Source organism: Mesorhizobium sp. B2-3-2, from assembly GCF_006442295.1.
Taxonomy (GTDB): Bacteria; Pseudomonadota; Alphaproteobacteria; order Rhizobiales; family Rhizobiaceae; genus Mesorhizobium.
In genome coordinates this window covers 720777-745891 of record NZ_VFWA01000001.1, presented here as the reverse complement: position 1 = coordinate 745891, position 25115 = coordinate 720777, and the positions used below count along the sequence as shown (strand labels likewise).

Sequence of the window (25115 nt, the reverse complement as noted above, 5' to 3'; positions counted from 1 at the left end):
TCGGCCCGACCAGGACACGTTCTGGCGCAATTTGGCCGCGACCATCCTGCGGCTGTCGCGCCACGCTGCCGCCCTTTGCACCGCATCGGTGGCGGTTTTCATCGCCATGACGCTCATGGAGTTCTTCTATTTCCGCCAGTTGAGCGGCGGTTTGCCGTCGCTCGACATGCGCGTTTTCGGCTTCACGCCGGATGAAGGCATGGCCTGGCTGACGGCGCTCGGCCGGCGCGGCGGCGAGATCATCCTGGTCTGGCACTATCTGACCTTCGATCTTCTGTTCCCCGCGCTGTTGTCGGTGACGCTGGTCAGTCTGATCCTGGCAACGGGAAGGCGGTTGAGGAATTTCCGCGTGCTTCCGGGCCAGATACAATCGATCTTCGCACTGATCCTGGTGCTGCCCTACACGATCGCCAACTACGCCCAGAACATCGCCGTGGCCCGCCTCCTGTCGGATTTCCTGTCGGCCAATCCCGATTCCTTGGCTCTCGCCTCGGCGCTGATCGTCACCAAATTCGCGCTGCTCGCAATTCCGGTGATCATCATTGCCGTCTTCTGGCTGGTGGCCCAGAAACAGAATTGACCTGTGGGTACCGGGCAGGGGAGGGTTCATGAACCAGACATCGATTTTCTGGCCCATTCTGGCGCACGTGCTGCTGGTCTACATCGTCTATGGCGTCATGGCCCGGCGCAGATATGCCGCCATCGAATCGGGCGAAGCCAAAGTCAGCCAGTACAAGGCGCGCTCGACCGAGCCGGCCTCCTGCGTGACCGTTGCCAGCAATCTCAGCAATCAGTTCGAACTGCCGGTGCTTTTCTATGTGCTGTGCCTGATGCTGCACCTGACCAACGGCGTCAATTATTTGACCCTGGCGCTGATGTGGATCTTCGTCGCGACCCGCTATGTTCACGCCTGGGTTCACCTGAGCAGCAACAATCTGCTCCTGCGCAGCCGGTCTTTCTTCCTGGGGGCAGCGATTCTTTTGCTGGGCTGGATCTGGTTCGCGCTGCATCTGCTCGGGGTGGTTTGAGCAGTACCCTCCCTTTGCGGCAGGGGCGTCCGCCTACAAATCGAATACCGCTATTTTGCGCTTGTCGAACTTGATGCCGATCTCGCCGCGTACCAGCTTCAGCGCCGCCTCTCCGAACACGGCCCGGCGCCAGCCTTGCAGCGCGGGCACGTCGGCATCCTCGCCCTCGGCGGCGATACGGTCGATATCGTCGCTGGACGCCAGGACCTTCGAGGCCACGCCTTGCCTTTCGGCCACGATCCTGAGCAGCACCTTCAACAGTTCCGCGGCGGCACTCGAGCCCTCCGGTGGCTGGAAGGTCTTCGGCAGTTTCGGCATTTGCTCCTTGGGCAATGCAAGGGCGGTGTTGACCGCGCCGAGCAGCGCCGTCGCCGTCGAGGAGCGTTCCCAGCCCTTGGGTGTCGTGCGCAGCTTGGCGAGCGCTGCCGCGTCGCGCGGCGCCTGCTGGGCTACCTCATAGATCGCGTCGTCCTTGAGCACCCGGCCGCGGGGTACGTCGCGTTCGCGCGCCTCGCGTTCGCGCCATGCCGCCACGGCCTGCACGATCGCCAGCTCCTGCGGTTTGCGCAGCCGCATCTTCAGCCGCTTCCAGGCATCCTCCGGATGCGGATCGTAGGTTTCGCGCGAGGTCAGGACGTCCATCTCCTCGTTCAGCCAGTGGGCGCGGTTCTCCCGCTCGAGTTCGGCGCTGAGATGCTGGTAGACCTCGATGAGATGGGTGACGTCGGCAAGCGCATAATCGAGCTGCTTTTCGGACAGCGGCCGGTGGCGCCAGTCGGTGAAGCGCGAGGACTTGTCGAGCCGCGCGCCGGTGACGCGCTGCACGAGCTGATCGTAGGAAACGCTGTCGCCGAACCCGCAGACCATCGCCGCAACCTGGGTATCGAACACCGGATGGGGAACGAGATCGCCGAGATGGACGATGATTTCGATGTCCTGCCGCGCGGCATGGAAGACTTTGACCACAGCTTCGTTGGCCATCAGCCTGAAAAACGGCTTCAGGTCGATGTCTGGCGACAGCGGATCGATCAGCGCCGTTGTGCCGGGCGCCGCCATCTGGATCAGGCACAGGATCGGCCAGAAGGTCGTTTCCCGGATGAATTCGGTGTCGACGGTGACGAAATCCGATTTTTCGAAAGCGGCGAGAACGGTCTCGAGTTCTTTTTGGGTGGTGATGACGTGCATCAAATCGCTTTTGGCAGGAGTAGGGTCTTCCTAGATTTCAGCCGGAAAGGCTTTCGTCAAGCTTTGGCGCTGCGTCACGGTCCGTCCGTCCCGTCCGGATCGCCGTTTCTCCTCGCCAGCCGGGCGAAAACCGTCGAGGTGCGCAAAAGCGCGGTGAAGCGGCTGCGCTTGCCGGCCGGCACGCCCGACCGCGCCCGCATCCGATAGAGGATGACGGCGATGAAGATCGCATAGACAAGGGCGCTGAACACGAAGAGCGCGCTCGGGCCAAAATACTGCATTGCCGTCGAGGCGGCGAAAGGGCCGCCAATGGCGCCGAAGGAATAGAACAGCATCAAGGCAGCGTTGATCAGAACGAACTCGCCTGCGCCGGCGCGGTCGTTGGAATGCGCCGCCGACAGTGAGTAGAGCGGCATGGCGAAACAGCCGAAGATGAAGATGATGATGAAATTCAGAAACGGGTCGGCTCCCGCCACGAACGCCAGCGCCAGTGCTGCCAGCATGGCGCAGCAGGTCGTCGCCAGCAGCACCGAGCGCCGGTCCCAGCGATCGGAGAGATAGCCCAACGGGTATTGGATGAGAGCGCCGCCGAATATTCCGACGCTGACGAAGGTGACGACATCGGCGACCGACATGCCGATCTGCTCGGCATAGACCGGCGAAAGCGTGCGGAACGCGCTGTTGGTGACCCCGACGGCGATGCAGCCGAAACAGCCGAGCGGCGAGATCCGCCAGACGCGCGCCAGGTCGAGCTTGACGTCTTCCGGCGGCGTCGGGTTGGAGCGGTCGCCGAGCGACACCGGCACCAGCGACAGCGTGATCATCATCGACATGATGGCGAAGATGGCGAAACCACCGGCGCCGAAGATCGGGATGAGGAACTGCGCGCCGGTGACCGAGCCGATGTCTACCATGCGGTAGATGGCAAGCACGCGGGCGCGGTCCTTGTTGCTGACCCCGGAGTTGAGCCAGGCCTCCATCACCGTGAACAGGCCGGCGAAGCAGAAGCCGCCGGCAAAACGCACCGCGCACCACATCAACGGGTCGATGACCAGAACCAGGAGCAATGTGCCGGCCGATGCGGCCGCCGCCAGCGCCGAGAAGGTCCTGACATGGCCGACCGCCTTCAGGATGCGGGTGACGGCTAGGCAGCCGAGCAGGAAGCCGGCGAAATAGAACGTGCCCATCAGGCCGATGTCGGAAGCCGAAAAACCTTCCTGCGCGCCGCGCAGCGCGATCAGCGTGCTTTGCAGCCCATTGCCGCCGAGCAGGATGCCTGCGGCGATGAGGAGCGGGATCAGCGGACGGATGGAGGACATCAGGCGATCACATGACTGTGATCCCTTCTTGAACCATCGTTTCCGTCAATGCCAGCGGCAATTCCCCGGGCTAACAGAATGTGCCCGCCTTTCCGTTCAAGGACGCCGGCGACTGCTTTCACCACGTCCCACGGCGAACCCGCCGGCTGCTCCCGACGCGATGGCTATTCCCGCCAGGACCGCGATGAGCCCGACAATCAGGTTTGCATTGACTTGCTCGCCGAGAAAGACAGCGCCGAAGATCGATGCCGTCACGGGATTCACGGCAACCGAAACGGCAACCAGCGTTGGCGGCGCACGTTCAAGCGCGAACGCCCAGAGGAAGAAAACGAGGGCGCCGCAAATTACGGCCAGGTATCCGCTGGCAACCTATTGAGACGCGTCAAGCGCGGCAAGTCGCGTCAAGCCTCCAGTCAAAATCGACAGCGCCAACAGGCAGGCCGTGCCGACGGCCATGCCAAACGCGGCGAATGATGTCGGCGCGCAGCGGGAGAGAAAGGGTCGCGACCAGACATTGTAGAGCGCCATGCAGAATGCCGCCGCCATCATCAGGAGGTCTCCGCGCCATGCGCCCTGGGGAGCTGTCGTCAGGCTGCTGGAAAGCGCGACAGCCACTCCGGCCATCGCGACCAGGACGCCGACGATCTTGCGCGTCGTCGGCGGTTCGATCCCCAGAACCGCGCCTGCCAGCATGGTGAGCACAGGCAGCGTCGAAAGCGCCAGAGCTCCTCGCGCCGCCGTCGTGTAGACAAGGGCCCCGTTGAAGAGCACCGGGAACAGGCCGAAGAACAGCAGGCCCAATGCGGCGGCGCCCGGCCAATCGCTTTTCGCAGGCCACTTGTCCCGCCGCAGAAGCGCTACGGCGGCGAGCACCAGAAAACCACCCCCGAACCGGATCGCGCCGATGGTGAGCGGATCCAGCGAACGCGCGAGATAGCGCGTTGCACCGACCGCGGTGCCGCCAAAGGCGCTGGAGAGAATCGCCGCGAGCACGCCTCCAGTTTCCATCGCTTCCCCTCTGCCAGTTCGGAGCCCAGCGGTATCGGGCAAACCGGGTAAAAGGAATCGAATAAACGCAATGAGCTTGATAAGCTTGCGCTATGAGCAGTCGGAGTCTCGATCCGGAATTGTTGCGGGCTTTCGTCGTCGTTGCCGAGCGGCTCTCTTTCACGCGAGCCGCCGAGCAGCTCAATCGAACGCAAGCCACCGTCAGCTTGCAGGTGAAGCGCCTTGAAGAGCGCCTCGACATTTCGCTGTTCCGTCGCTCGACGGCCCATGTCGAGCTTACGGCCGCCGGGGAGGGGTTTCTGATCGACGCACGCCGCATTCTTGCACTTAACGAGCAGGCGATTGCCCGTGTCTCCAACCAACGGGTGGCGGGACGCATCCGGATCGGCGTCATGGAGGACTACGGCACCAAGATCCTGCCGCGCCTTCTCGCCGATATCGCCGTGCGCTTCCCGCTCATGCAGGTGGAAATGGAGATCGGCCTCACCGCGCGGCTGCTGAAACGGCTCGGCTCTTCATTTGACGCGGTCATCGCCATGCATCCGGAAGGTGCGGCCGAGGGCGATCTGATATGCCGCGAAAGGGCGATATGGGCGGCGGCGAGGACACACTCTGTCGAGGAACTCGATCCACTGCCTGTCGCGTTGTCGGACCCTGATTGCTTGTTTCGCGCGTGGGCGGTTGAGGCGCTCGACAGAGCGCGCCGGCCGTGGCGACTGGCCTATGTCAGCCCGAGTCTTGCCGCGACGGAGGCGATCGTCGAGCAGGGCCTTGCGGTTACCGTGGTCAAGGGCAGCATGCTCGCGTCCGGCCTGCGCGATGTCCATCCTGGCCCTTATGTGCCGCCGCTGCCCGGGGCGGAGATCCGCCTTCATCAGGCCGCAACATCCTCCGCAAGCACCGCATTGGTCGTCGGTCACCTCGCGCGGCGCCTGCGGCTGTCGAGCCTTGGCTCATAGGGTGACCCGGGCCGGGACGGAGTGGTTCAATCCAAGGCTTCCGAAACTCGGGTTTAAGAAATCCGACGACGGCCAGTCCGCTGGTGCCTGTCCGCTGGCGCCTTGACAGGTGAGGGCAGTTAATGCTACAAACTACCTATGGTGCTGATTTGCGCCAGTGACCCGCCACCCAGGCGGGTTTTTCCGTTTAATGCTCCGTCAGCCAGCGCGCCGGCGAACGCTCCAAAGGTAACTCCGTGAACACGGGTTCGTTGCCTGGCCCTCCGCCCACTCGCCTTGACAAACCCGGCCTCCCATGCGCTTTTCGCGCAAATTTTCAGGCGGGCTTCGGCCTGCAACCCAGCACCCCGGACCTTACCAATGACAATGCACCGTTACCGCAGCCATACCTGTGCCCAGTTGAGGAAGAGCGATGTCGGCAGTTCCGTTCGCCTGTCGGGCTGGGTGCATCGCGTACGCGACCACGGCGGCCTGCTGTTCATCGACCTGCGCGACCACTATGGCCTGACCCAAATCGTCGCCGATCCCGATTCGCCGGCCTTCAAGATCGCCGAGACGGTGCGCGGCGAGTGGGTGATCCGCGTCGACGGCGAGGTCAAGGCGCGCTTGCCTGAAACCACCAATGCCAACCTGCCGACCGGCGAGATCGAGATTTTCGCGCGCGAGATCGAAGTGCTTTCGGCGGCCAAGGAATTGCCGCTTCCGGTGTTCGGCGAGCCGGACTATCCGGAGGACATCAGGTTGAAATACCGTTTCCTCGACCTGCGCCGCGAGACGCTGCACAGGAACATCGTGGCGCGCACGAAGATCATCGCCGAGATGCGCAAGCGCATGGGCGAGGTCGGCTTCACCGAATTCTCGACGCCGATCCTCACCGCATCGTCGCCCGAAGGCGCGCGCGACTTCCTGGTGCCGTCACGCATTCACCCCGGCACCTTCTATGCGCTGCCGCAGGCGCCGCAGCAGTACAAACAGCTGATCATGGTCTCGGGTTTCGATCGTTATTTCCAGATCGCCCCCTGCTTCCGCGACGAGGATCCGCGCGCCGACCGCCTGCCCGGCGAATTCTACCAGCTCGACCTCGAAATGAGCTTTGTCGAGCAGGATGACGTGCTTTCCACCATGGCGCCGGTGATGACATCGGTCTTCGAGGCCTTTGCCAACGGCAAGCCCGTCACAAAGGACTGGCCGCGCATTCCCTATGATGTTGCGATGCGCAAATACGGTACCGACAAGCCGGATCTGCGCAACCCGATCGAGATGCAGGCGGTCTCCGACCATTTTCGTGATTCCGGCTTCAAGGTCTTCGCCAACATCCTGGCCAACGATCCCAAGGCCGAGGTCTGGGGCATTCCGGCCAGGACCGGGGGCAGCCGTGCCTTCTGCGACCGCATGAACAGCTGGGCGCAAGGCGAGGGGCAGCCCGGATTGGGCTACATCTTCTGGCGCAAGGAAGGCGAGAAAATCGAAGGCGCGGGTCCGCTTGCCAAGAACATCGGCGAGGAGCGCACCGAGGCGATCCGTCTTCAACTGGGCCTTGCCGATGGCGATGCCGCCTTCTTCGTCGCCGGCGATCCCAGGAAATTCGTCTCCTTCGCGGGCGCTGCTCGCACCCGCGCCGGCGAGGAACTGAACCTTGTAGACCGCGACCGTTTCGAGCTGTGCTGGATCGTCGACTTTCCGTTCTTCGAGTGGAACGAGGACGAGAAGAAGATCGATTTCGCCCATAACCCGTTTTCGATGCCGCAGGGGGGCATCGACGCCCTCAACAACCAGGAGCCGCTCGGCATCAAGGCATTCCAGTACGACGCCGTGTGCAACGGCTTCGAGATCGCCTCGGGCGGCATCCGCAACCATTTGCCCGAAACCATGGTCAAGGCCTTCGAGATGGTCGGCCTGGATCGCCAGACCGTCGAGGAACGCTTTGGCGGCCTCTACCGTGCGTTCCAGTACGGCGCGCCGCCGCACGGCGGAGCGGCGTTCGGCATCGACCGGGTGGTGATGTTGCTGGTGGGAGCCAAGAACCTGCGCGAGATCACCATGTTCCCGATGAACCAGCAGGCTTACGACCTGTTGATGAATGCGCCGTCGGAAGCCACGCCGCAGCAGCTTCGCGACTTGTCACTGCGTGTCGCGCCGATCAAGAAAGAGGCGTGATGGCGCTTCGGACGGCGCTTTAAAGAACCCTCCGAAGCGACTCGTTCGATTTGAGAATCCCAGACAAAAGCCCGGCATCGCTGCCGGGCTTTTCGTATCCTGAAGCAAGTCGAGGTCGCTTCGATCAGTCTTCGTTGGCCTTGACGGTGACGCCGAGCGTCTTCGGCAGGTCGGTTGGATTGGACATGGCGCCCGCCATGATCAGCGCGAACGGCACCGACGCCGGCGGCTTGGCCGAGATTTCGAGGCTCTTCGGGTCGTCGAGATATTTGCCGACCGCCGCCGTTACCTGCGCCGTCAGCTCGGGATTGTTGAGCTGCGCCATGCCGAACGGCACGATCGCCTTGGCCTGGTTGGCGATGTCCTTGCCCGACATGCCTTGCTGCTTGCCGACATAGTCCAGCACCTTGTTGGTCAGCGAATCGTCGTCGAAGCGGATCGAGGCGCTGTTGAAGGAAAGCTGCTGCAGCAGCCCGAGCATGGCCATGCCTTGTGCGGAATTGTCGGCGCCTTCAGGCCGCGCCGCCATCTTCTTCTGCATTTCCTGCAGCGACTTGATGAAATCGAGCGTGTAGCCGCCCAGGTCGAAGGTCATGCCGAGCGTGCCGGCATTCTCGACCGAAATGTTGTATTTCGACAGCTCCATCTTGCCGTCCGTGGGCTGCCAGGTGCCGGCCATCTCGAAATTGCCCGCAATGTTCTGGTAGCCGAGTGCGTTGATGACTTCCTTCGACTTGGGATCCTCGACCAGCGTCAGGTCGGCATTGAACTTCTCGGTGGTGCCGGTGAATTCCATCGCCTTGCCGTCCGCCGGCGGCGTGATCTGGATGGCAAGCCCATCCATAGCGAAAGCCGTCTTGTCGGCGACCTTGACCGTCATGTTCGACAGTTCAGCGGACTTGTACATCATCAGCGGGCCCAGCGGGCCGCTGGCGCCTTCGGCCGGAACCATCATGTCATGGATGACGAAGGGGCTGAGATTGAGGGTGACGCCGTCCTTGCTATGTTCGAAGGCCGAGGTCGACACGGTTGCGATATCATAGCCGCCATTGGCTTCGGTCACGCCTTCGAGTTTGACGTCGCCGATCGGAAAGGCTTCTTTTTCCGCGCCCGGTTTGATGGATACGCCCTGCAACACCATGCTGGCGTTGTCGCCGGTCACGCCGGTCCAGGAGATGTTGACGCCCTGCGCGGCAAGTGCCGCCTTCAGCCGGTCGGCGACCGCGGTGTCCTGGGCGAGCGCCGCGTTCAGCGGCAGTGTGAGCAAGAAGGTCGAAAAGGCGAATTTCCTGAGAGTCGAGCGTTTGATTGTCATCGCGAATGCCCCTGCGAGTGTCCTGAAAATTATTTTTCAATTTTTGGCGCCATCACCCTTCAGTGACGAACTGGACGGGAAAAAGGCGCATCCCGCCACAATGGTCAAAAATCGCGGCGAAAGGCAAACCCGATCCGAACATGCTGGAGACCGGGCCGCCGAGCGTCGCGCTTCGCAATAGAGACGGCATGTAACGGATTGATGTTGGCTGGCGGGCTTGCCTGCGGCTTCGTGTTGCAGGGCAGGGCATGCACCCGCTTCAAGGCTTGCCCTCTTGCCGCGAATCACCCGCTCGGCTAGTTCCAGCCCATGGGAAAAAGGCTTTTGCCGCCTGACAATGGTGGCGGCGATCATATCGAACCGGTCGATCTGAAGAAGGCGCTGGAAGAGCGCTATCTTGCCTATGCGCTGTCGACCATCATGCACCGGGCGCTGCCCGATGTCCGCGACGGGCTGAAGCCCGTCCATCGCCGCATCATGCACGCCATGCGCCTGCTGCGCCTCAACCCCGACCAAGGCTTCGCCAAATGCGCCCGTATCGTCGGCGAGGTGATGGGCAAGTTCCACCCGCATGGCGACCAGTCGATCTACGATGCGCTGGTGCGGCTGGCGCAGGATTTCTCGATGCGCTACCCCTTGGTCGACGGCCAGGGCAATTTCGGCAACATCGACGGCGATAACGCCGCCGCCATGCGCTACACCGAAGCGCGCATGACCGATGTGGCGACCGAGCTGCTCGCGGGCATCACCGAGGATGCCGTCGACTACCGGCCCACCTACAATGAGGAGGACGAGGAGCCGGTGGTGCTCCCGGGCGCCTTCCCCAACCTGCTGGCCAACGGCTCGTCCGGCATCGCTGTCGGCATGGCGACATCGATCCCGCCGCACAACGCGGCCGAACTTTGCGACGCCGCCCTTCACCTGATCGAGCATCGGGACGCGCTCGTGGCCAAGCTGATGGATTTCGTCCAGGGCCCGGATTTCCCGACCGGCGGCATCATCGTCGACAGCCGAGCCTCCATCCTCGAAGCCTATGAAACCGGCCGCGGCGGCTTTCGCGTGCGGGCAAAATGGAGCCAGGAAGACCAGGGCAGGGGCACCTGGAGCATCGTCGTCACCGAAATCCCCTATGGCGTGCAGAAGGCGCGGCTGATCGAGAAGATCGCCGAGCTCCTGATGGCGCGCAAATTGCCGCTGCTCGAGGACATCAGGGACGAAAGCGCGGAGGACATCCGCGTCGTGCTGGTGCCCAAGAGCCGCTCCGTCGATCCCGGTATCTTGATGGAATCGCTGTTCAAGCTCACCGAGCTTGAAAGCCGCTTCCCGCTCAACATGAACGTGCTGTCACGCGGCAAGGTGCCTAACGTCCTGTCGCTGAAAGGCGTGCTGCAGGAATGGCTCGAGCATCGCCGCGACGTGCTGATCCGCCGCTCGAAACACCGCCTCGGCGAGATCGAAAGACGGCTGGAGATCCTCGCCGGCTACCTGATCGCCTATCTCAATATCGACGAGGTGATCAAGATCATCCGCGAGGAGGATGAACCCAAGCAGGTCATGATGGCCCGCTGGTCGCTCACCGACACCCAGGCCGAAGCCATTCTCAACATGCGCCTGCGCGCCCTGCGCAAGCTGGAAGAATTCGAGATCCGCAAGGAATTCGACGGCCTCACCGCCGAAAAGAAGCAGATCGAGGCGCTGCTTGCGTCCGAAGCCAAGCAATGGGCGACGATCAAGTGGGAGGTCGCGAGCCTGCGGGACAAATTCGGCCCCGAGACCGAGCTCGGCAAGCGCCGCACCCAGTTCGCCGATGCGCCCGAGCATGACCTGACCGACATCGCGCATGCCATGATCGAGCGCGAGCCGGTCACCGTGGTGGTTTCGGAAAAGGGCTGGCTGCGGGCGATGAAGGGTCATCTGACCGACCATTCTCAGCTTGCCTTCAAGGAAGGCGACAGCCTGAAACTAGCCTTCCATGCGCAGACGACCGACAAGATCCTGGTGTTCACCACCGGCGGCAAATTCTACACCATCGGCGCCGACCGGCTCCCGGGCGGGCGCGGCCATGGCGAGCCGATCCGCATCATCGTCGACATGGACAACGACCAGGACATCGTCACCGCCTTCGTCCACGATCCGAAGCGCAAGCTGCTGCTGGTCTCGCATGACGCCAACGGTTTCATCGTGCCGGAGGAAGAGGTCGTCGCCAACACCCGCAAGGGCAAGCAGGTGATGAACGTCAAGGCGCCCGACGAAGCCAAGCGCTGCGTGCCGGTCGGCGGCGATCATCTGGCCATCGTCGGCGAGAACCGCAAGATGCTGGTGTTTCCGCTGTCCGACATTCCGGAAATGAGCCGCGGCAAGGGCGTGCGGCTGCAGAAATACAAGGATGGCGGACTTCTCGACCTCAAGCCGTTTACGCTGGAGACCGGTCTTTCCTGGCAGGATTCGGCCGACCGCACCTTCACAAGGTCGCGCGAGGAACTGGCCGAATGGATCGGCGCCCGCGCCTCCGCCGGCCGCATGGTGCCCAAGGGTTTCCCGAGGACGGGGAAATTTGGATAATTTCCCCCCTCGTGGGGGAGATGTCGCCGAAGGCGACAGAGGGGGCTCGACCGGACGCAACCTCATACTTGAACGGAGTATGCTAGCGCCTTACGCAGCGACCCCTCTGGCCTGCCGGCCATCTCCTCTCGAGGGCCCTCGTGGCGGAAATCCGCCGCTTCACCATCACGATTTGGACTATCGTCACGATTGCTGCACTATATCAGTGCGCAGCAGCCGAATGGGCCGGGGAGAGACGAGCGTTTGAAGGAAGCGAAAATCCAGAGACCGGGGCAGCGCCTGTTCGGCCTGTCGACGCCGCTCAGGGCCGCCGTCATCCCACCGCTCTCGGCGGCGCGCTGGCTGCTCGTGCTGATCGTTGCCGCCGGCGTCTATTTCTTCCACGGCTTCCTGTTCCCGGTGCTGGCCGCGCTGGTCATCGCTTTCGCCAGCTGGCCGCTCTACCGGCGGCTTTTGGCCGGTGTCGGCGGCAACCGCACCATCGCCGCCACCTTCGCCATATTGTTCATCCTCGCCTTCCTGGTGATACCGATCGCGCTCGCGGGCACCTACGCCATCAACGAGGTGCGCGAATGGGTCGGCTGGGCGATCGAAACCAATCGGCACGGCGCCCCGACACCGCACTGGATCGCCACGCTGCCTGTCGTGGGAGAATGGCTGAACCAGCAATGGACGACCAATCTCGGCCATCCCGGCGGCATCGGCGAACTGATCCAACTGGTCAGCGGCGCCAATATCGGCAGCATCTATCGCGGCGCCCTTGCCGCCGGCGGCAGCGCCTTCGGCCTGCTTTTGACGCTTCTGTTCATGATGATCGCGCTGTTCTTCGCCTATCGCGACGGCGAGCATTTCGCGGGCCAGGTCGACCGGCTCGGCGAGCGCATCCTGCCGACGAGGTGGGAGCGCATCTCGCGCGTCGTGCCGGCGACCATTTCCTCGACCGTCACCGGCATGACCGTCATCGCCATCGGCGAGGGGCTGGTGCTGGGTATCGCGTATTGGCTGGCCGGCGTGCCGTCGCCGGTGACGCTTGGCGCGCTGACCGGCGTCATGGCGCTGATTCCCGGCGGAGCGCCGCTCTCCTTTACGCTGGTTTCGATCTATCTCGCCGCCAGCGGCTCACCGGTGGCCGGCCTGGCTTTGTTCATCTGGGGCACGGTCGAACTGTTCATCGTCGACAAGACCTTGCGACCGAAGCTCGTCGGCGGACCGATAAAACTGCCCTTCCTGCCGACCTTTTTCGGCCTGATCGGCGGCGTCAAGACGATGGGTTTTCTCGGCCTGTTCATCGGCCCGGTGCTGATGGCGCTGCTGGTGGCGATCTGGCGCGAATGGCTGCGCGAGGTCGAGATGATGGACGAGATGCCTGCTTCCCCGGAACAGGAGGGCTCGCCGTCGCTGATCGAGATCGACGGCGAGGCGAAGAAGATTCAGGCAGGATGACTCACCGCAAGGGCGGCGCGGCGCCTGCGTCCGTCATGCAACTGCCACACCGAATGGACCACCAATGTGACGATCAGGATCGCGCCGCCGATCAGGCTGTTGCGCGACGGCGCTTCGGAAAAGATCAGCCATACCCACACCGGCGCCAGCACGGTCTCCAGAAGGTAGAACATCGCCACTTCCGGTCCGGAGATGTATTTGGGGCCGGCCGCCAGGCAGAAGAACGAGATCGGCATGATCACGGCGCCGTTGAAGATGATCCACCAGGGCGCGCTCACATGGATGCCTTCGCCTGACACCATGAAGGCCGCCAGCACGAGCGGCGGAACAACCCCGACCAGCGCCGTGAAGCCCATGTCCTTGCCGCTGGCCCGCGAAATGGTGATGGCCACGGAAATGAAGAAGGCCGAACACAGCGCCATGAAATTGCCGAACAGATGTCCGGTGCCGACGGATCCGCCGACGATTACCAACACGCCGAGGATCATGACCACCATCGCCGCGAGTGTCACCGCTCGCGGTCTTTCCCGGAGAAACAACCAGGACAAGAGCGCGGCGAACACCGTATTGAAGGCCAGGATGAACACCAGGTCGGCGGTCGAGGTGTGGAAGACGGCGGTGACAAAGGTGATCGAGGTCAGCCCGTAGCATATCGCGGCCGCCAGTCCCGACCAGCCTGGAATGAGCTGCGGGGCGTTTCGGCTCAGCGCCCGCCAGACCGCCCAGATGATCATTGCCGCTATGAAGGTGGTCCCTCCACGCAAGAGCAGGATCGTCCAGGCGCCGCCATCGGCGAGCCGGATCAGCGGAATGTCGACGGTCAGCGTCAGGCCGCCGATGGCGGTTATCAGAAGGCCCTTCTGGTGGTCGCTGTGGGAACTCATATGCAAACTTTCGTAATGAAATACGGACGGAGCGGCCGATCGGCGCAATGACGCACTCTCCCGCCAAGCGGCTGAAAGACCAGCATCCCCTGCGTTGAAACAGTTAAACGTGGATCTTGGAAAAACTCAGCGTGAGACCGCTTCGTTGGTGTAGCGCTCCCAGCCTTTCGGGCCGAGATGCTCCTGCGGCATGAAGCGCATCTTATAATTCATCTTGCGCGAGCCGTTGACCCAGTAGCCCAGGTAGACATGGGGCAGCCCCATCGCCCTGGCGCGAGCGATGTGATCGAGGATCATGAAGGTGCCGAGAGACCGCTCCTCGAAGTCGGGATTGAAATAGGAATAGACCATCGACAAGCCGTCCGCCATCTTGTCGGTGAGCGCCACAGCGATCAGCTCGCCTTGTCCCTTGCCGGTGATGAAGGTGTCGGGTCCGCGCCGGCGGTATTCGATGACCTTGGTGTCGACATGGGTGTCCTCGACCATCATGGCGTAGTCCAGAACCGTCATGTCCGACATGCCGCCGCGGCGGTGGCGGGCGTCGAGATAGCTGCGGAACAGCGAATATTGTTCGGTCGAGGGCTCGGCATTGTGCATGGCGCCGACAAGATCGGAATTGTGCTGCAGCACGCGCTTCATGTTGCGGCTGGCGACGAATTCCTGCGCCAGGATGCGCACGGAGACGCAGGCGCGGCAGGTCTCGCAGGCCGGCCTGTAGGCGATGTTCTGCGAGCGGCGGAACCCGCCTTGCGTCAGGAGATCGTTCATCTCCGACGCCTTGTCGCCGACCAGATGCGTGAACACCTTGCGCTCGAACTGGCCGTCGAGATAGGGGCACGGCGACGGCGCGGTCAGGAAGAACTGCGGCGACTGGGTCGGGTGCTGCGTCATCGAGTCTCGGAAACACTCCTTCGAATCGCTCTACCTTTGGCGCGGAAAGCGAAAAATTCAACAGGATTGTGAAGGCGTGGCCATGTGGACGCCTTCACATTTGCGCCGACGCCGCGGCGATGCTTGCGAAAATGCCTCTTAGCGGCCGGTGCGGCTGACCACCGTGCCGAGCAGCAGGTCGTGCAGCGTGCGCTTGCGATCGGCAAACAGCGTCACCAGCAGCACCAGCGGCGACAGGATGACGTTGCCGGCCCAGAACAGCACCGAATGGACCACCGCCGTGAGCCCGTCGATCGGCCTGCCGTCGAGCCGGTCGAGCCGGATGCCCATCATCTTCATCCCCGTGGTCGCCTGGTCGGCGCTGCCAAGCGTGTTCCAGATGTAGAGAATCGCGACCGCCGGGACCAGGACGCCGAACAGCATCCAGCCAAGCCCGAGGGTTAAAAGTCCGAGGAAAAACACCAGTATGGCGACAGGGATGGTGAGCAGCGCGACAATGACATAGTCGATCATGACCGCCAGGACACGGCGCGTGCGCACGCCTTCATAGACCCTGACGTCGTCGAGCCTGGTGTTGATGATTTCCCCGTCGAGAACGCGAGCGTTCATGTCATTTCCTCGTAACAGGGGCCTGCTTAGCCTGCGCCCCACCTGCTGGGAAAATGGTAAAGGCTGATGACGGAATCAAGATCGAGCCTTTGCCGGTAAGCAAGGCGGGCGAAGCGGCCGGCGGGCCGGTTGAATTCGCGCCTGACATGGCGTTAGCTTGTTGCGGCGCACCAAAAGCGCCGAGGGGCAGGGACGGGCAGGATGGATTACGACATGCTGGTCATTGGCAGCGGCCCTTCCGGCCGTCGTGCCGCTGTGCAATCGGCCAAGCTCGGCAAATCGGTATTGGTCGTCGACAGGGGGCGGCGCCTGGGCGGCGTTTCCGTGCACACCGGCACCATTCCGTCGAAGACGCTGCGCGAAACCGTGCTCAATCTCTCGGGCTGGCGCGAGCGCGGCTTCTATGGGCGCGGCTACCGGGTCAAGCAGGACATCTCGGTCGGCGACCTGGTCGAGCGCCTGCACAAGACCCTCGACCACGAGGTCGAGGTGCTGCAGCACCAGTTCATGCGCAACACGGTCAAGAGCGCCCGTGCCGCGGTGAAATTTCTCGGGCCCAACAGGGTCAGCCTGACATCGGACAATGGCGACTACAGCGAGGTCGGCTTCGCCAATGCGCTGATCGCCGTCGGCACGAAGCCGCACCGGCCGCGCGACGTGCCGTTCGACAAGAGCCGCGTGTTCGACAGTGACGAGATGCTCGAGCTCGACCGCTTGCCGCGCACGCTGACGGTCATCGGCGCCGGCGTCATCGGGGTCGAATACGCGACGATCTTTTCGGCACTCGACGTGCCGGTGACGCTGGTCGAGCCGCGCAACACGATCCTCGATTTCGTCGACCGCGAGATCGTCGACGACTTCATCCACCAGATGCGCGACCGCGGCATGACCATCCGGCTGGGAAGCGCCGTGAAGGAGATCGCCTCGAGACCCGACCATGCAGAGGTCACGCTGGCCGACGGCCGCACCATACGTTCCGAGATCGTGCTCTATGCCGCGGGCCGCACCGGCAATGTCGGTAGCCTCGGCCTCGATGCGGTCGGCATCGAGGCTGACTCCAGGGGACGCATCAAGGTCGATCCGCATACCTTCCAGACCAGCGTGCCCAACATCTACGCCGCCGGCGACGTGATCGGCTTTCCGAGCCTGGCCTCCACCTCGATGGAGCAGGGCCGGGTGGCCGCCTGCCATGCCTTCGGCGTGACCTTGCCGCCGCCGCCGGAAACCTTCCCTTATGGCATTTACGCGGTGCCAGAGATCTCCACCGTCGGCCAATCCGAGGAACAGGTGCGCGAGAGCGGCGCCGCCTACGAGGTTGGCGTGGCGCGTTTCCGCGAGACCTCGCGCGGCCACATCATGGGCGTCAACACCGGCTTCCTGAAGCTTCTGTTCTCGATCGAGACGCGCCGCCTGCTCGGTGCGCATATCGTCGGCGAGGGCGCCACCGAACTGATCCACATCGGCCAGGCGGTGATCAATCTGGGCGGCACGGTCGATTTCTTCGTCAACAACACCTTCAACTATCCAACGTTGGCCGAGGCCTACAAGATCGCCGGGCTGGACGCCTGGAACAGGATGGGGCAGGGATAGTCCTGCCGCCGGCGCACTATCATCCTCACTCCGCCGCCTCCCGTTTGGCCGTGGGCGATCCGGTTGCGAGCAGCAGGGGCAGGCAGAGGACATAGAGGGTCGCGCCCGCGACCCACACCATGCCTGGGAAGACCATTCGAGTGCGAAAATAGAACATGACGATGACGAGTGGTCCGAACACCGAGACCAGGCTCGTCATGCTGGTGAGCACACCTTGCAATCGCCCCTGGTGATCTGCCGCGACACGTGCTGTCAGCAACGATTGCAGCGCCGGGGCTCCGATCCCGCCGAGACAGAAAAGCGGCAACAGCGCGAACGCCATCCAGCCTTGCCAGGCGAGCGCGATCGACACATAGGCCGTGCTGTCGGCAAGGATGGCGACCATGAGCGCTCGCCTTTCGCCCCAACGCTCGGCGATCGGTCCGGCGACGAAACCCTGGGCCCCGGCATGGAAGAGGCCGAACAATGCCAGCGAGATGCCCACGGTGAAAAGGCTCCAGCCGAATTTGTCCTGCACGTAGAGAACCCAGACGGTGCCGCCGACTTCGCCGACAAGGCCGAGCACGGCAAAGGCGCCGAGCAGCGGCAGGAGGGCCGGAAAAGTCAAGGCCCAACGCAGCGGCGCCAGCGGGTTGAACGACAGCGGCTCGCCTGTGCCGCCGACCCGCTCTGGCTCCGGCAGCAGAAGGAAGGCCAGCGCCAGATTGATGCCGGTGAACCCTGCCGCCGCCAGGAACGGCGCGCGCAGCCAGAGATCGCCAAGCAGGCCGCCGAGGGCCGGACCAGCGATGAACCCGACGCCAAAAGCGGCGCTCAGATGGCCGAAGGCGCGGGCGCGCCGCTCTTCGCTGCTGATGTCGACCATATAGGCGGAGGCCACCGCCATACTGGCGCCCGTTATGCCGGCGATCAGTCGGCCGACGAACAGCAGCGGCAGCGACGGCGCGAAGGTCATGAACAGATAATCCAGCATCGACCCGGCAAGCGACAGAAGCAGCACCGGCCGGCGGCCGTAGCGGTCCGACAACGCGCCGAGCAGGGGCGAAAACAGCACCTGCATGGCGGCATAGGCGGCGAGGAACGCGCCGAAAATCCAGCCGATGTCCTCGACATGGCCAACCTCGCGCAACAGCCCCGGCAGCACCGGCATGATCAGCCCGATGCCGGCCGCGTCCAGCGCCATTGCCGTCAGCACGACGAGATAGGCCCTTTTCATCGAGATGCTTCTTTCCTAAAGTTTATCGGTGATAAGGTGGCGTTTATCACCGATAAAATGGACGGGCAAGCGAGGTGCATATGAAACTGGACAAGGCGCTGATCGTCGCGCAGGCGCTCGAGCTGTTGAACGAAGTCGGCATCGATGCGCTCTCGACGCGGCTGCTGGCGCAGCGGCTCAAGGTCCAGCAGCCGGCGCTTTACTGGCATTTCAGGAACAAGCGCGCCCTGCTCGACGCAATGAACGAGGAGATTCTGCGGCGCGGCCATGACCATCGAGCGCCACTGCCGGGCGAGAGCTGGCAGGAATTCGTACGCAACAACGCCCGCAGCTTCCGCGGCGCCTTGATAGCCTATCGCGACGGTGCGCGCGTCCATGCCGGTACCGAGGCCGATCCGGGCGATCTCGAACATGTCGAACGGTTGCTCAACTTTGTGCACGAGGCCGGCATGCCTTCCGTCATGGCCATGCGGTTGCTGATGATCATCGGGCGCTACACGGTGGGCTGCGTCCTCGAGGAACAGGCAGAATATCCGGCCGGCCCAGGTCGAGGCGCGGCGCTCGATGCCAAGGCAAGCGGTTACCCGCTGCTCAGCCAGGCCCTGGCCGATTATCGTGCGGGCGGTCACGAGGCGCTGTTCGAAAGCGGCCTCGACTTGCTGATTGCCGGGGCGCAGGCCGGCATCGCTGAACCGGGCTGAGCGCGGCGATCCGCGTCTTGCCCGTCAGGCGACAGGCACGGGCGGGGCAAGCCATTGCCGCACGATCGCGACATCGGGATCGCCGATTTCATGGCCCGAAGCGACGATACGCGCATCGACCTCGGCACCGCGCTGGCTGAGCAGCGTTACCAGCGCCGGCGCGAAGGGTCCGTAGGTCAGGTCGGCGGCGCCCGCGACAATCAGGGCCTTGATGCCGGTCAGATCGGTTGCCGGCGTCTCGTCCAGCACCGGCATCGGCCGCAGCAGTGCCGCCCGTCCGACAAGGCCGGGATGGAGCAGCATCAGGCTGGAAACCAGATTGGCGCCGTTGGAATAGCCGAGAAAAGCCGTGCGCTTCGGATCGATCCGGTGCCGCTCCATGGCCGCGGCCACGAACCGCGCGAAAGCGGCCGTCTCACGGCGGATGCTGGCCTGCTCGAAGCTGGTCGGCGTGATCCGCTCGAACCAGCGGAAGCCGTCATCCTGGACGATGCGGCCACGCACGGCGACCAGGCAGGCATGTGGCGCGATCTGCCTCGCCAGCGGCACCAGGGTCGTCTCGTCGACACCCGATCCATGCAGCAGGAACAGGCAGTCGTCGCTGGCTCCGCCGGATCCGAAGAAGCGGTAGGGGAAGGTCAGATCCAGCCGCGGCAGGCCGTTTTCGAGGCTTGTATCGCTCATGCCGCATCCTCTTGATTATATTTCGCTTCGCTCAATTTGCCGGCTTCAAAACGCAATATTTTCATGCTCCGCGAAAGTTGATTGAACCGGGCGCATTTCAGTCGGTTTCTGCGCCGATATACTCCATCGCGGAGGAATCGAAGCGGTGCGCCGGGGGTCGCATTGCTGGGCATGAACAACCAGCTTTGAGGCCTTTTGTCGATGACCACCCCAGTTCCAACCGAGCGCGATACGCGCATCGATGTGCTGCGTGCGCTCGCGCTGCTGACGATCTTCGTCGACCATGTGCCGGGCACGGCTTTCGAGACGCTGACCTACAAGAATTTCGGCTTTTCGGATGCGGCCGAGGCTTTCGTGCTGATATCGGGCATTTCGGTCGCGCTTGCCTATGGCATGAAATTCCGCCCGGGAGGCCGGCTGCTCGCGACGCTGAAGATGTGGCGGCGGGCAGGCGTGCTCTACATCGCCCATATCGTCACCACGATGGCGGTGATGGCGTTGTTCTGTGCCGCGGCGGTGTTCGGCCATAGGCCGGAACTGCTGAAGCTGATCAACATCGAACCGCTGATGAAGGACACGCCCGAGGTGGTGGTCGGCATCGTCACGCTCGGCCACCAGCTCGGCTACAACAACATCCTGCCGGTCTACGCCGTGCTGCTTTTGCTGGCGCCGGCCTTCTTGCTGTTCATCAGCTACAGGCCGCTTGCAGCGCTGACCGTGTCCTGCCTGCTATGGCTTGTAGCCGGCATCTGGCAGATCGCCCCGCCGAACTATCCCGAGCCCGGCCTGTGGTTCCTCAATCCGCTGTCCTGGCAGTTCCTGTTCAACATCGGTCTTGCCGCCATGCTGCACGTCAGGCGCGGCGGCGTCATTCCGGTCAACCGTTGGCTGATCGGTGCCGCCGCCGCCTATGTGCTGGCCGCGCTGGCATGGGTGCATAGTCCGTTTTGGGGGCAGGTGACCTGGTTCGACCTGCCGGTGGTGCTGACCGGCTTCGACAAGACATTCCTGTCGCTCCCGCGGCTGCTGCATATCCTGGCGGTCAGCTATCTGGTGGTGGCACTGCCTGTGGTCTCGAACCTGTTTCGCACCGGCCCCGACCATCCGCTGGCGATACTCGGCAAGCGCTCGCTGCCGGTGTTCATTGCCGGCACGCTGATCGCCATGGTCGCCCAGGTGATGAAGCTGATCAACCCCGGCGGCCTCGCTTATGACAGCCTGTTGCTCGCCGCCGGCATCGCCATGCAGTTCGCGCTCGCTTTCTATCTCGAATGGTTGTCGACCATCGGCGGTTCGGGGAAAGCCAGGACGACGCAAAAGGACGCCAAGCCCGTCCAGGCGTCTTTCGGTATCTCGGCCGTGGCAAGAGCCAACCGCTGAGGTCGGCGAGCCGGTTCAGGCGCGCGGCGGAGCCGAGGAGGCGCGCACGATCAGTTCGACCGGCAACAATTGCCGGCTAACCTTGCCGTCGCTTTCCAGGATAGCCTTGACGGCAAGCCGGCCCATCTCGGCGATCGGCTGTGCTACCGTGGTCAATGGCGGCTCGGATAGCGCTGCTTCGGGAACGCCGTCGAAACCGATGACTGAAACATCATCGGGGACGTTCAGCCCGCGCGCGCTCAGCCATTCGAGTGTTGCCAAGGCCATTCTGTCCGACATCGCCAGGATAGCCGTGGGTGGCTCGCGGGAAGCAAAGATCGTTTCCAGCCCCGCCTTTGTGGTGACGGCATCGTTGGCGGTTTCGTAGACGGGCACCTTGGATGTATCGATGCCAACCCGCGAGAGCTCCCGGAAATAACCGGTGAGGCGATCGCGTGTCCCCGCATAGGCTGCGGTGCGAAGCTCCTCGGGCGAAATGAGGCCTGTCCTGTCATCGGCGAAAGGCAGCGCCAGCACGGCAAAGCGGCGATGCCCGAGATCCGTAAGATGACGTGCCGCCATGCCGGCGCCGGCGATGTTGTCGACGCCGATCGCCGCGACGGACCCATCCTCCGAATCCAGGTCGAGCGCCACGAATGGCAGCTTGCGCTCACGCGCCAATTCGACGAGGCGCGAGCCCCCTTCGATGCAGAAGACGATGAAGCCGTCGACAAGGGCGCTCTGGATATTCCAGGCAAGCTGTTCGGTGTTGGCGGCCGAGACTAAGGAGATGCCGGCCCCGGTCGCATCGCAGGCCTGCGAGATGCCCGCCATCATCACGCGCGCGAAGGGATCCTCGAAGAAATAGGAGAGGGGCTCCGCGGTGGCGACGCCGATGGCGTTGACCTTGCCGGCCCGCAGCAGGCGGCCCTTGGGGTCGGGGCCGGCATAGCCCATCGCCTCGGCCGTCGCGCGAACACGTTCGCGGACTTCTTCGCGCACGATCTCGGGGCGGCTGAAAACATTGGAGGCAGTGCCATGCGAAACACCGGCGGCCTTGGCGATGTCGGCCAGCCGGACGGGTCGTCGATTGCCTGCGGTGAGTGACGCCATTTGTGCGTGCCTCCTGATATGCATTTAGCACGTTCCCGATTTGCATCTAGCACTTTCGTTGGATCGATTCAAATTTCGCTTGACCGGCGGCTTCCACAGGCCTATCTTTGAATCGATCCAATTCAGGCTTGCCTGCTGGACCAAACTAGACGGGAGGTGCGCCATGCATCCTGTTAACTATCTGTTCGAAGACATCTACCGCAACGACTGGAGCGGGTCGGCCGCCAAAGTGTCCAAGCGCCGCGGCGGAACAAGCCCGTGGATTCGCGATCTCCGCTTCCTGGTGGCGCGCAAGCGGAGCTGACTGGCGTGAATTTTTTGCGCCGGCTGATTGGATCGATTCAATTAAAGTCAAGGAGAAGAGCCATGCATCCGATGAAGCATCTGTTCGACGACATCTATCGCAATTATTGGGGCATCGGCCCGGCCGCGGAGCGGTCAGAGGCGCCGCGACGCGCGAAGCCCTCGGCGCGCAACCGCGATTTTTGGATCCGGCTTGAACGTCGCCGGGATTGAAACCGGCCGCCCATCTCAGGGTCGCCGACGCACCACGGCGGAGACAGCTATGGCCAGCCAGCCTGCGATGAGCAGGGTGCCTCCGATCGGCGCCGACATCGGAAACAGCCTCGATCCGAGAAAATCGCGGGCGAGAAGATCGCCCGTGAAAAGCACGAGCCCGACGAGCAGCACCAGGCTGGCTATCCGCAGCGGGCGATTCGCGTCGAGAAGACCGACGGCCAGAAACGCCGGTGCGTGCATCAGCAGGAAGGATGCCGCCGTACCGGTGAAGGCGCCGCCGAGATGCGCGGCGGCCGCCGACAGCGCCACTCCTGCCGCGCCAATAAGGCCTGCGGCGAGCACAAGCAGACGGCTGCCGGTCGTTTCGGCCAGGTTCATGTCGACGCTCCTTCGCTTGATCGGCTGGGCAGCTTGTCAGGGCTTGCCCGCTTCCATCAACATATGCCGCGTCCGCCGCGCCTGGACAATCCAGTTGTAGACCGCGCCGAGCGCCATCAGCACCGACGTGCCGAGAAACACCGCCCGCATGCCGAAATGGCCGCCGACGAAACCGCCCGCAAGCGGTCCGGCCACCTGCCCGACATATTGGGCCGAGATCGAAAGGCCAAGCACGTTGCCGCCGACGCCGTCGGGAATGTTGTGGCGGATGACGCTGGTGATGCAAGGCAGCAAACCGCCGAGCGCCAGGCCCATCAGGAAGCGCAGCGCGATCAGTTGCCAGCCGTCGGTGACGAAGGCCTGTGGAATGAGCAGCAGCGCCGACACGGCCAGCGCGCCGACGACGACGTTCCAATGACCGACGCGATCGGCGAGCCTGCCAAGCCATGACGCCGACAGAATGGCGCCAAGAGCGGCCGCCGACATCACCACGCCGGCAACGAGCGTCACCCGGCTCTGGTCCTCGATCAGCTGCTGCACATAGACGGTGATGATCGGCTCGATCGACATGGTGGCGAAGGCCAGCAGCATGCCGGTCGTCAGCATGGCCACGACCGGACGCTTGTCGGCAATTTGCGACCAGCCGCTCTTCGGCTTTGCCGCCGTCGCGGCCTTGCTTGCTTGCGGGCGCTGGTTCTCCTTGATCAGGAATGTCGTCGCCAGGAAGGCAAGGAAGATGACGCCGCCGGACAACAGAAAGGTCGCGCGGATACCGATTACCGGCGGCAGCGCGCCGCCGAGCAAGGGGCCGACCAGCGAACCTGCCGTGATGCCAGCGGACAAGACACCGAGCGCCCAGCCGGAGCGGTCCTTCGGCGTCTGCATGGCCACCAATATGGTCGAGCCGGAGGAATAGCCGCCGGCAAAGCCGATCAGCAGGCGCAGCAGCACCAATTGCCAAACCGTCTCGACCATTCCGGTCAGCGACATGCAGATCGCCATGCCGAAGGAGGCGCGTACCAACATCAGCTTGCGGCCGTAGCGGTCGCCGAGCCGTCCCCATAACGGCGCAACGAGCGCCGCCGCGAAGAAGGTCGCCCCATAGGCGATGCCCGACCATTGCACGATCGCCGCATGGCCCTCGACGCCCAGTTGCTCGACATAGAGCGGCAGGAACGGCAAGAGCAGGGTCATGGCGATGAGCGTGCTGAACGAACCCGCGAAGCAGACGGCGAGATTGCGCCGCCAGTGGATGTTGTAGCCGCCCTGTGCCGTATCGTTCTGCGTCATGTCGTGCCTGCGTGTGTCAGGGGATTGTTGTGGATACCGTTTTGGGATACCAAGTCGGTATCCGTCATGGACCCACAGCCCGACCGCTGTCAATGCGGCACGTGAAAAGGCAACAACGATGTCCCAGATGCACAATGTCGAACGGCAGCTCCGCGAGATGATCCTTGGACTTGAGATCGGCCCGGGTGAGAAACTCACCGAGCGCTGGATCGAAAGCCGCTTCGGCGCCTCGCGCACGCCGGTCAGGGCTGCGCTGCTGCGGCTCGAAACCGAGGGGCTGGTCGGCAGGGACGGGCGCGGCTGGACGGTCTCGCCCATCAACCTGGCCGAACTCGAGCAGATCGCGGTCTACCGCGAAGCGGTCGAGGTCGCGGCCGTAAGGCTGACATGCGGGCTTGCCGACAGAAGTGCCGTCGATGTCGTCGAGGCTATGCTCGTCTCCTGCGACGACGACACTCCGCGCGAGGAATGGCATCGCGTCGGCATGGATTTCCACATCGAGCTGGCACGGCTGTCCGGCAATGAATTCCTGTTTCGGGCCGTCCGCGATGCGATGATCAGGCTTTCGCGCGCCCGTTGGCTGGAGGTACGCGATGGAGCGGCCCTTGGCCGCGCGTGGGCCGAGCATCACGCCATCCTGGCCGCCGTGCGGAGCGGCGATGCACAGGAAGCCGCGCGCTTGCTCTCGGAGCATATCGTCGGCAGTCGCGACCGTCTGTTGACGTCGCTGGCCAATGATCGCCGCGGCCTTCGCGCCAGGGGATTTGCCGTCGTGGCGGCATAATGTGGCCTGCAGGGCAGGCCACTCGCCGCCGAAAAAAGGACCGCCGGCCCCGAGCCCCACTTTTCGGCCTCGCTTCGCGGACGCCGATGGCGTAGGACCGGGCGATGGAAAACAACCGATT

General features: G+C 63.6%; 25 protein-coding genes. 12 read left to right on the top strand and 13 right to left on the bottom strand.

All coding sequences use genetic code 11. The annotated features are described in order from the left end of the window. Window positions 1-31: 31 nt before the first annotated feature. Together FJ964_RS03700 and FJ964_RS03695 are read left to right on the top strand one after the other, a co-directional pair. On the top strand, window positions 32-580 hold the full coding sequence (locus tag FJ964_RS03700; protein ID WP_224717411.1) for a hypothetical protein: 549 nt from the start codon (window positions 32-34) through the stop codon (window positions 578-580). Window positions 581-608: 28 nt separating this feature from the next. Then, a complete protein-coding gene (locus tag FJ964_RS03695) occupies window positions 609-1028 on the top strand; it encodes an MAPEG family protein (RefSeq protein ID WP_140549117.1) in 420 nt (139 codons plus the stop codon). Window positions 1029-1061: 33 nt separating this feature from the next. Here FJ964_RS03695 and rnd read toward each other — a convergent pair whose 3' ends face one another. The 4 genes from rnd to FJ964_RS03680 all read right to left on the bottom strand — a co-directional run bounded on the left by rnd (window position 1062) and on the right by FJ964_RS03680 (window position 4540). Continuing rightward, on the bottom strand, window positions 1062-2213 hold the full coding sequence (gene rnd, locus FJ964_RS03690) for a ribonuclease D (RefSeq protein ID WP_140549116.1): 1152 nt from the start codon (window positions 2211-2213) through the stop codon (window positions 1062-1064). Between the two features lie 74 nt (window positions 2214-2287). Next, a complete protein-coding gene (locus FJ964_RS03685) occupies window positions 2288-3532 on the bottom strand; it encodes an MFS transporter (RefSeq protein WP_140549115.1) in 1245 nt (414 codons plus the stop codon). 96 nt (window positions 3533-3628) lie between these two features. After that, complete coding sequence (locus FJ964_RS31765) at window positions 3629-3886, bottom strand: EamA family transporter (RefSeq protein WP_318013066.1); 258 nt, start codon at window positions 3884-3886, stop codon at window positions 3629-3631. 15 nt (window positions 3887-3901) lie between these two features. Continuing rightward, window positions 3902-4540 carry a DMT family transporter gene (locus tag FJ964_RS03680; RefSeq protein WP_318013063.1) on the bottom strand — a complete coding sequence of 213 codons (639 nt, stop codon included), beginning with the start codon at window positions 4538-4540 and terminating at the stop codon, window positions 3902-3904. A gap of 122 nt (window positions 4541-4662) precedes the next feature. Here FJ964_RS03680 and FJ964_RS03675 point away from each other — a divergent pair, with 122 nt between their 5' ends. Both FJ964_RS03675 and aspS read left to right on the top strand, forming a co-directional pair. Beyond that, window positions 4663-5499, top strand: a complete 837-nt coding sequence (locus FJ964_RS03675) for a LysR family transcriptional regulator (protein ID WP_246676166.1) — start codon at window positions 4663-4665, stop codon at window positions 5497-5499. A 366-nt stretch (window positions 5500-5865) separates the two neighbouring features. After that, window positions 5866-7656 carry an aspartate--tRNA ligase gene (gene aspS, locus FJ964_RS03670; protein ID WP_181172369.1) on the top strand — a complete coding sequence of 597 codons (1791 nt, stop codon included), beginning with the start codon at window positions 5866-5868 and terminating at the stop codon, window positions 7654-7656. A gap of 124 nt (window positions 7657-7780) precedes the next feature. On the opposite strand, the gene FJ964_RS03665 is transcribed toward aspS, so the two are convergent. Continuing rightward, window positions 7781-8971, bottom strand: coding sequence for a hypothetical protein (locus tag FJ964_RS03665; protein ID WP_140549112.1), 1191 nt, complete (start codon window positions 8969-8971; stop codon window positions 7781-7783). A 309-nt stretch (window positions 8972-9280) separates the two neighbouring features. On the opposite strand from FJ964_RS03665, the gene parC reads away from it, so the two are divergent. Both parC and FJ964_RS03655 read left to right on the top strand, forming a co-directional pair. Continuing rightward, window positions 9281-11533, top strand: coding sequence for a DNA topoisomerase IV subunit A (gene parC, locus FJ964_RS03660; RefSeq protein ID WP_140549111.1), 2253 nt, complete (start codon window positions 9281-9283; stop codon window positions 11531-11533). A 243-nt stretch (window positions 11534-11776) separates the two neighbouring features. Then, complete coding sequence (locus FJ964_RS03655; protein ID WP_140549110.1) at window positions 11777-12976, top strand: AI-2E family transporter; 1200 nt, start codon at window positions 11777-11779, stop codon at window positions 12974-12976. On the opposite strand, the gene FJ964_RS03650 is transcribed toward FJ964_RS03655, so the two are convergent. The 3 genes from FJ964_RS03650 to FJ964_RS03640 all read right to left on the bottom strand — a co-directional run bounded on the left by FJ964_RS03650 (window position 12964) and on the right by FJ964_RS03640 (window position 15360). Beyond that, on the bottom strand, window positions 12964-13860 hold the full coding sequence (locus FJ964_RS03650) for a DMT family transporter (protein WP_140549109.1): 897 nt from the start codon (window positions 13858-13860) through the stop codon (window positions 12964-12966). The two genes, FJ964_RS03655 and FJ964_RS03650, sit on opposite strands and share 13 nt — an antisense overlap. Before the next feature lie 126 nt (window positions 13861-13986). After that, a complete protein-coding gene (locus FJ964_RS03645) occupies window positions 13987-14751 on the bottom strand; it encodes an arginyltransferase (protein ID WP_140494092.1) in 765 nt (254 codons plus the stop codon). Window positions 14752-14889: 138 nt separating this feature from the next. After that, a complete protein-coding gene (locus FJ964_RS03640) occupies window positions 14890-15360 on the bottom strand; it encodes an RDD family protein (RefSeq protein WP_140549108.1) in 471 nt (156 codons plus the stop codon). 201 nt (window positions 15361-15561) lie between these two features. Between FJ964_RS03640 and sthA the strand changes: the two genes are divergently transcribed. Then, entirely contained in the window at window positions 15562-16950 is a 1389-nt protein-coding gene (gene sthA, locus FJ964_RS03635) for a Si-specific NAD(P)(+) transhydrogenase (RefSeq protein ID WP_140549107.1), read from the top strand. Window positions 16951-16975: 25 nt separating this feature from the next. On the opposite strand, the gene FJ964_RS03630 is transcribed toward sthA, so the two are convergent. Then, complete coding sequence (locus FJ964_RS03630) at window positions 16976-18166, bottom strand: TCR/Tet family MFS transporter (protein ID WP_140549106.1); 1191 nt, start codon at window positions 18164-18166, stop codon at window positions 16976-16978. Between the two features lie 80 nt (window positions 18167-18246). Here FJ964_RS03630 and FJ964_RS03625 point away from each other — a divergent pair, with 80 nt between their 5' ends. Continuing rightward, window positions 18247-18867, top strand: coding sequence for a TetR/AcrR family transcriptional regulator C-terminal domain-containing protein (locus tag FJ964_RS03625; protein ID WP_140549105.1), 621 nt, complete (start codon window positions 18247-18249; stop codon window positions 18865-18867). Window positions 18868-18891: 24 nt separating this feature from the next. Here the strand turns inward: FJ964_RS03625 and FJ964_RS03620 are convergent, their stop codons facing one another. Further along, on the bottom strand, window positions 18892-19551 hold the full coding sequence (locus tag FJ964_RS03620) for an alpha/beta hydrolase (RefSeq protein ID WP_140549104.1): 660 nt from the start codon (window positions 19549-19551) through the stop codon (window positions 18892-18894). A gap of 201 nt (window positions 19552-19752) precedes the next feature. Between FJ964_RS03620 and FJ964_RS03615 the strand changes: the two genes are divergently transcribed. After that, window positions 19753-20931 carry an OpgC family protein gene (locus FJ964_RS03615; protein ID WP_140549103.1) on the top strand — a complete coding sequence of 393 codons (1179 nt, stop codon included), beginning with the start codon at window positions 19753-19755 and terminating at the stop codon, window positions 20929-20931. Between the two features lie 15 nt (window positions 20932-20946). On the opposite strand, the gene FJ964_RS03610 is transcribed toward FJ964_RS03615, so the two are convergent. Further along, a complete protein-coding gene (locus FJ964_RS03610; protein ID WP_140549102.1) occupies window positions 20947-22023 on the bottom strand; it encodes a LacI family DNA-binding transcriptional regulator in 1077 nt (358 codons plus the stop codon). A gap of 163 nt (window positions 22024-22186) precedes the next feature. Here FJ964_RS03610 and FJ964_RS03605 point away from each other — a divergent pair, with 163 nt between their 5' ends. Next, window positions 22187-22327: a hypothetical protein gene (locus tag FJ964_RS03605; protein ID WP_140549101.1), complete on the top strand. Its 141-nt coding sequence runs from the start codon at window positions 22187-22189 to the stop codon at window positions 22325-22327. A gap of 62 nt (window positions 22328-22389) precedes the next feature. Beyond that, window positions 22390-22539 carry a hypothetical protein gene (locus FJ964_RS30890; protein ID WP_181172347.1) on the top strand — a complete coding sequence of 50 codons (150 nt, stop codon included), beginning with the start codon at window positions 22390-22392 and terminating at the stop codon, window positions 22537-22539. Window positions 22540-22554: 15 nt separating this feature from the next. Here the strand turns inward: FJ964_RS30890 and FJ964_RS03600 are convergent, their stop codons facing one another. Together FJ964_RS03600 and FJ964_RS03595 are read right to left on the bottom strand one after the other, a co-directional pair. Then, entirely contained in the window at window positions 22555-22920 is a 366-nt protein-coding gene (locus FJ964_RS03600; protein ID WP_140549100.1) for a DUF423 domain-containing protein, read from the bottom strand. A 36-nt stretch (window positions 22921-22956) separates the two neighbouring features. Beyond that, on the bottom strand, window positions 22957-24210 hold the full coding sequence (locus FJ964_RS03595; RefSeq protein ID WP_140549099.1) for a multidrug efflux MFS transporter: 1254 nt from the start codon (window positions 24208-24210) through the stop codon (window positions 22957-22959). Between the two features lie 118 nt (window positions 24211-24328). Between FJ964_RS03595 and FJ964_RS03590 the strand changes: the two genes are divergently transcribed. Next, window positions 24329-24994 carry a GntR family transcriptional regulator gene (locus FJ964_RS03590; RefSeq protein ID WP_140549098.1) on the top strand — a complete coding sequence of 222 codons (666 nt, stop codon included), beginning with the start codon at window positions 24329-24331 and terminating at the stop codon, window positions 24992-24994. The last annotated feature ends 121 nt before the right edge of the window (window positions 24995-25115 follow it).

What these genes read in the sequence shown, in the direction of transcription:
- FJ964_RS03695 (WP_140549117.1), top strand. Translation starts at nt 609, where the DNA reads ATGAACCAGACATCGATTTTCTGGCCCATTCTGGCGCACGTGCTGCTG.
- rnd (WP_140549116.1), bottom strand. Translation starts at nt 2,213, where the DNA reads ATGCACGTCATCACCACCCAAAAAGAACTCGAGACCGTTCTCGCCGCT.
- FJ964_RS03685 (WP_140549115.1), bottom strand. Translation starts at nt 3,532, where the DNA reads ATGTCCTCCATCCGTCCGCTGATCCCGCTCCTCATCGCCGCAGGCATC.
- FJ964_RS03680 (WP_318013063.1), bottom strand. Translation starts at nt 4,540, where the DNA reads ATGGAAACTGGAGGCGTGCTCGCGGCGATTCTCTCCAGCGCCTTTGGC.
- aspS (WP_181172369.1), top strand. Translation starts at nt 5,866, where the DNA reads ATGCACCGTTACCGCAGCCATACCTGTGCCCAGTTGAGGAAGAGCGAT.
- FJ964_RS03665 (WP_140549112.1), bottom strand. Translation starts at nt 8,971, where the DNA reads ATGACAATCAAACGCTCGACTCTCAGGAAATTCGCCTTTTCGACCTTC.
- parC (WP_140549111.1), top strand. Translation starts at nt 9,281, where the DNA reads ATGGGAAAAAGGCTTTTGCCGCCTGACAATGGTGGCGGCGATCATATC.
- FJ964_RS03650 (WP_140549109.1), bottom strand. Translation starts at nt 13,860, where the DNA reads ATGAGTTCCCACAGCGACCACCAGAAGGGCCTTCTGATAACCGCCATC.
- FJ964_RS03645 (WP_140494092.1), bottom strand. Translation starts at nt 14,751, where the DNA reads ATGACGCAGCACCCGACCCAGTCGCCGCAGTTCTTCCTGACCGCGCCG.
- FJ964_RS03640 (WP_140549108.1), bottom strand. Translation starts at nt 15,360, where the DNA reads ATGAACGCTCGCGTTCTCGACGGGGAAATCATCAACACCAGGCTCGAC.
- sthA (WP_140549107.1), top strand. Translation starts at nt 15,562, where the DNA reads ATGGATTACGACATGCTGGTCATTGGCAGCGGCCCTTCCGGCCGTCGT.
- FJ964_RS03630 (WP_140549106.1), bottom strand. Translation starts at nt 18,166, where the DNA reads ATGAAAAGGGCCTATCTCGTCGTGCTGACGGCAATGGCGCTGGACGCG.
- FJ964_RS03625 (WP_140549105.1), top strand. Translation starts at nt 18,247, where the DNA reads ATGAAACTGGACAAGGCGCTGATCGTCGCGCAGGCGCTCGAGCTGTTG.
- FJ964_RS03620 (WP_140549104.1), bottom strand. Translation starts at nt 19,551, where the DNA reads ATGAGCGATACAAGCCTCGAAAACGGCCTGCCGCGGCTGGATCTGACC.
- FJ964_RS03615 (WP_140549103.1), top strand. Translation starts at nt 19,753, where the DNA reads ATGACCACCCCAGTTCCAACCGAGCGCGATACGCGCATCGATGTGCTG.
- FJ964_RS03610 (WP_140549102.1), bottom strand. Translation starts at nt 22,023, where the DNA reads ATGGCGTCACTCACCGCAGGCAATCGACGACCCGTCCGGCTGGCCGAC.
- FJ964_RS03605 (WP_140549101.1), top strand. Translation starts at nt 22,187, where the DNA reads ATGCATCCTGTTAACTATCTGTTCGAAGACATCTACCGCAACGACTGG.
- FJ964_RS30890 (WP_181172347.1), top strand. Translation starts at nt 22,390, where the DNA reads ATGCATCCGATGAAGCATCTGTTCGACGACATCTATCGCAATTATTGG.
- FJ964_RS03600 (WP_140549100.1), bottom strand. Translation starts at nt 22,920, where the DNA reads ATGAACCTGGCCGAAACGACCGGCAGCCGTCTGCTTGTGCTCGCCGCA.
- FJ964_RS03595 (WP_140549099.1), bottom strand. Translation starts at nt 24,210, where the DNA reads ATGACGCAGAACGATACGGCACAGGGCGGCTACAACATCCACTGGCGG.
- FJ964_RS03590 (WP_140549098.1), top strand. Translation starts at nt 24,329, where the DNA reads ATGTCCCAGATGCACAATGTCGAACGGCAGCTCCGCGAGATGATCCTT.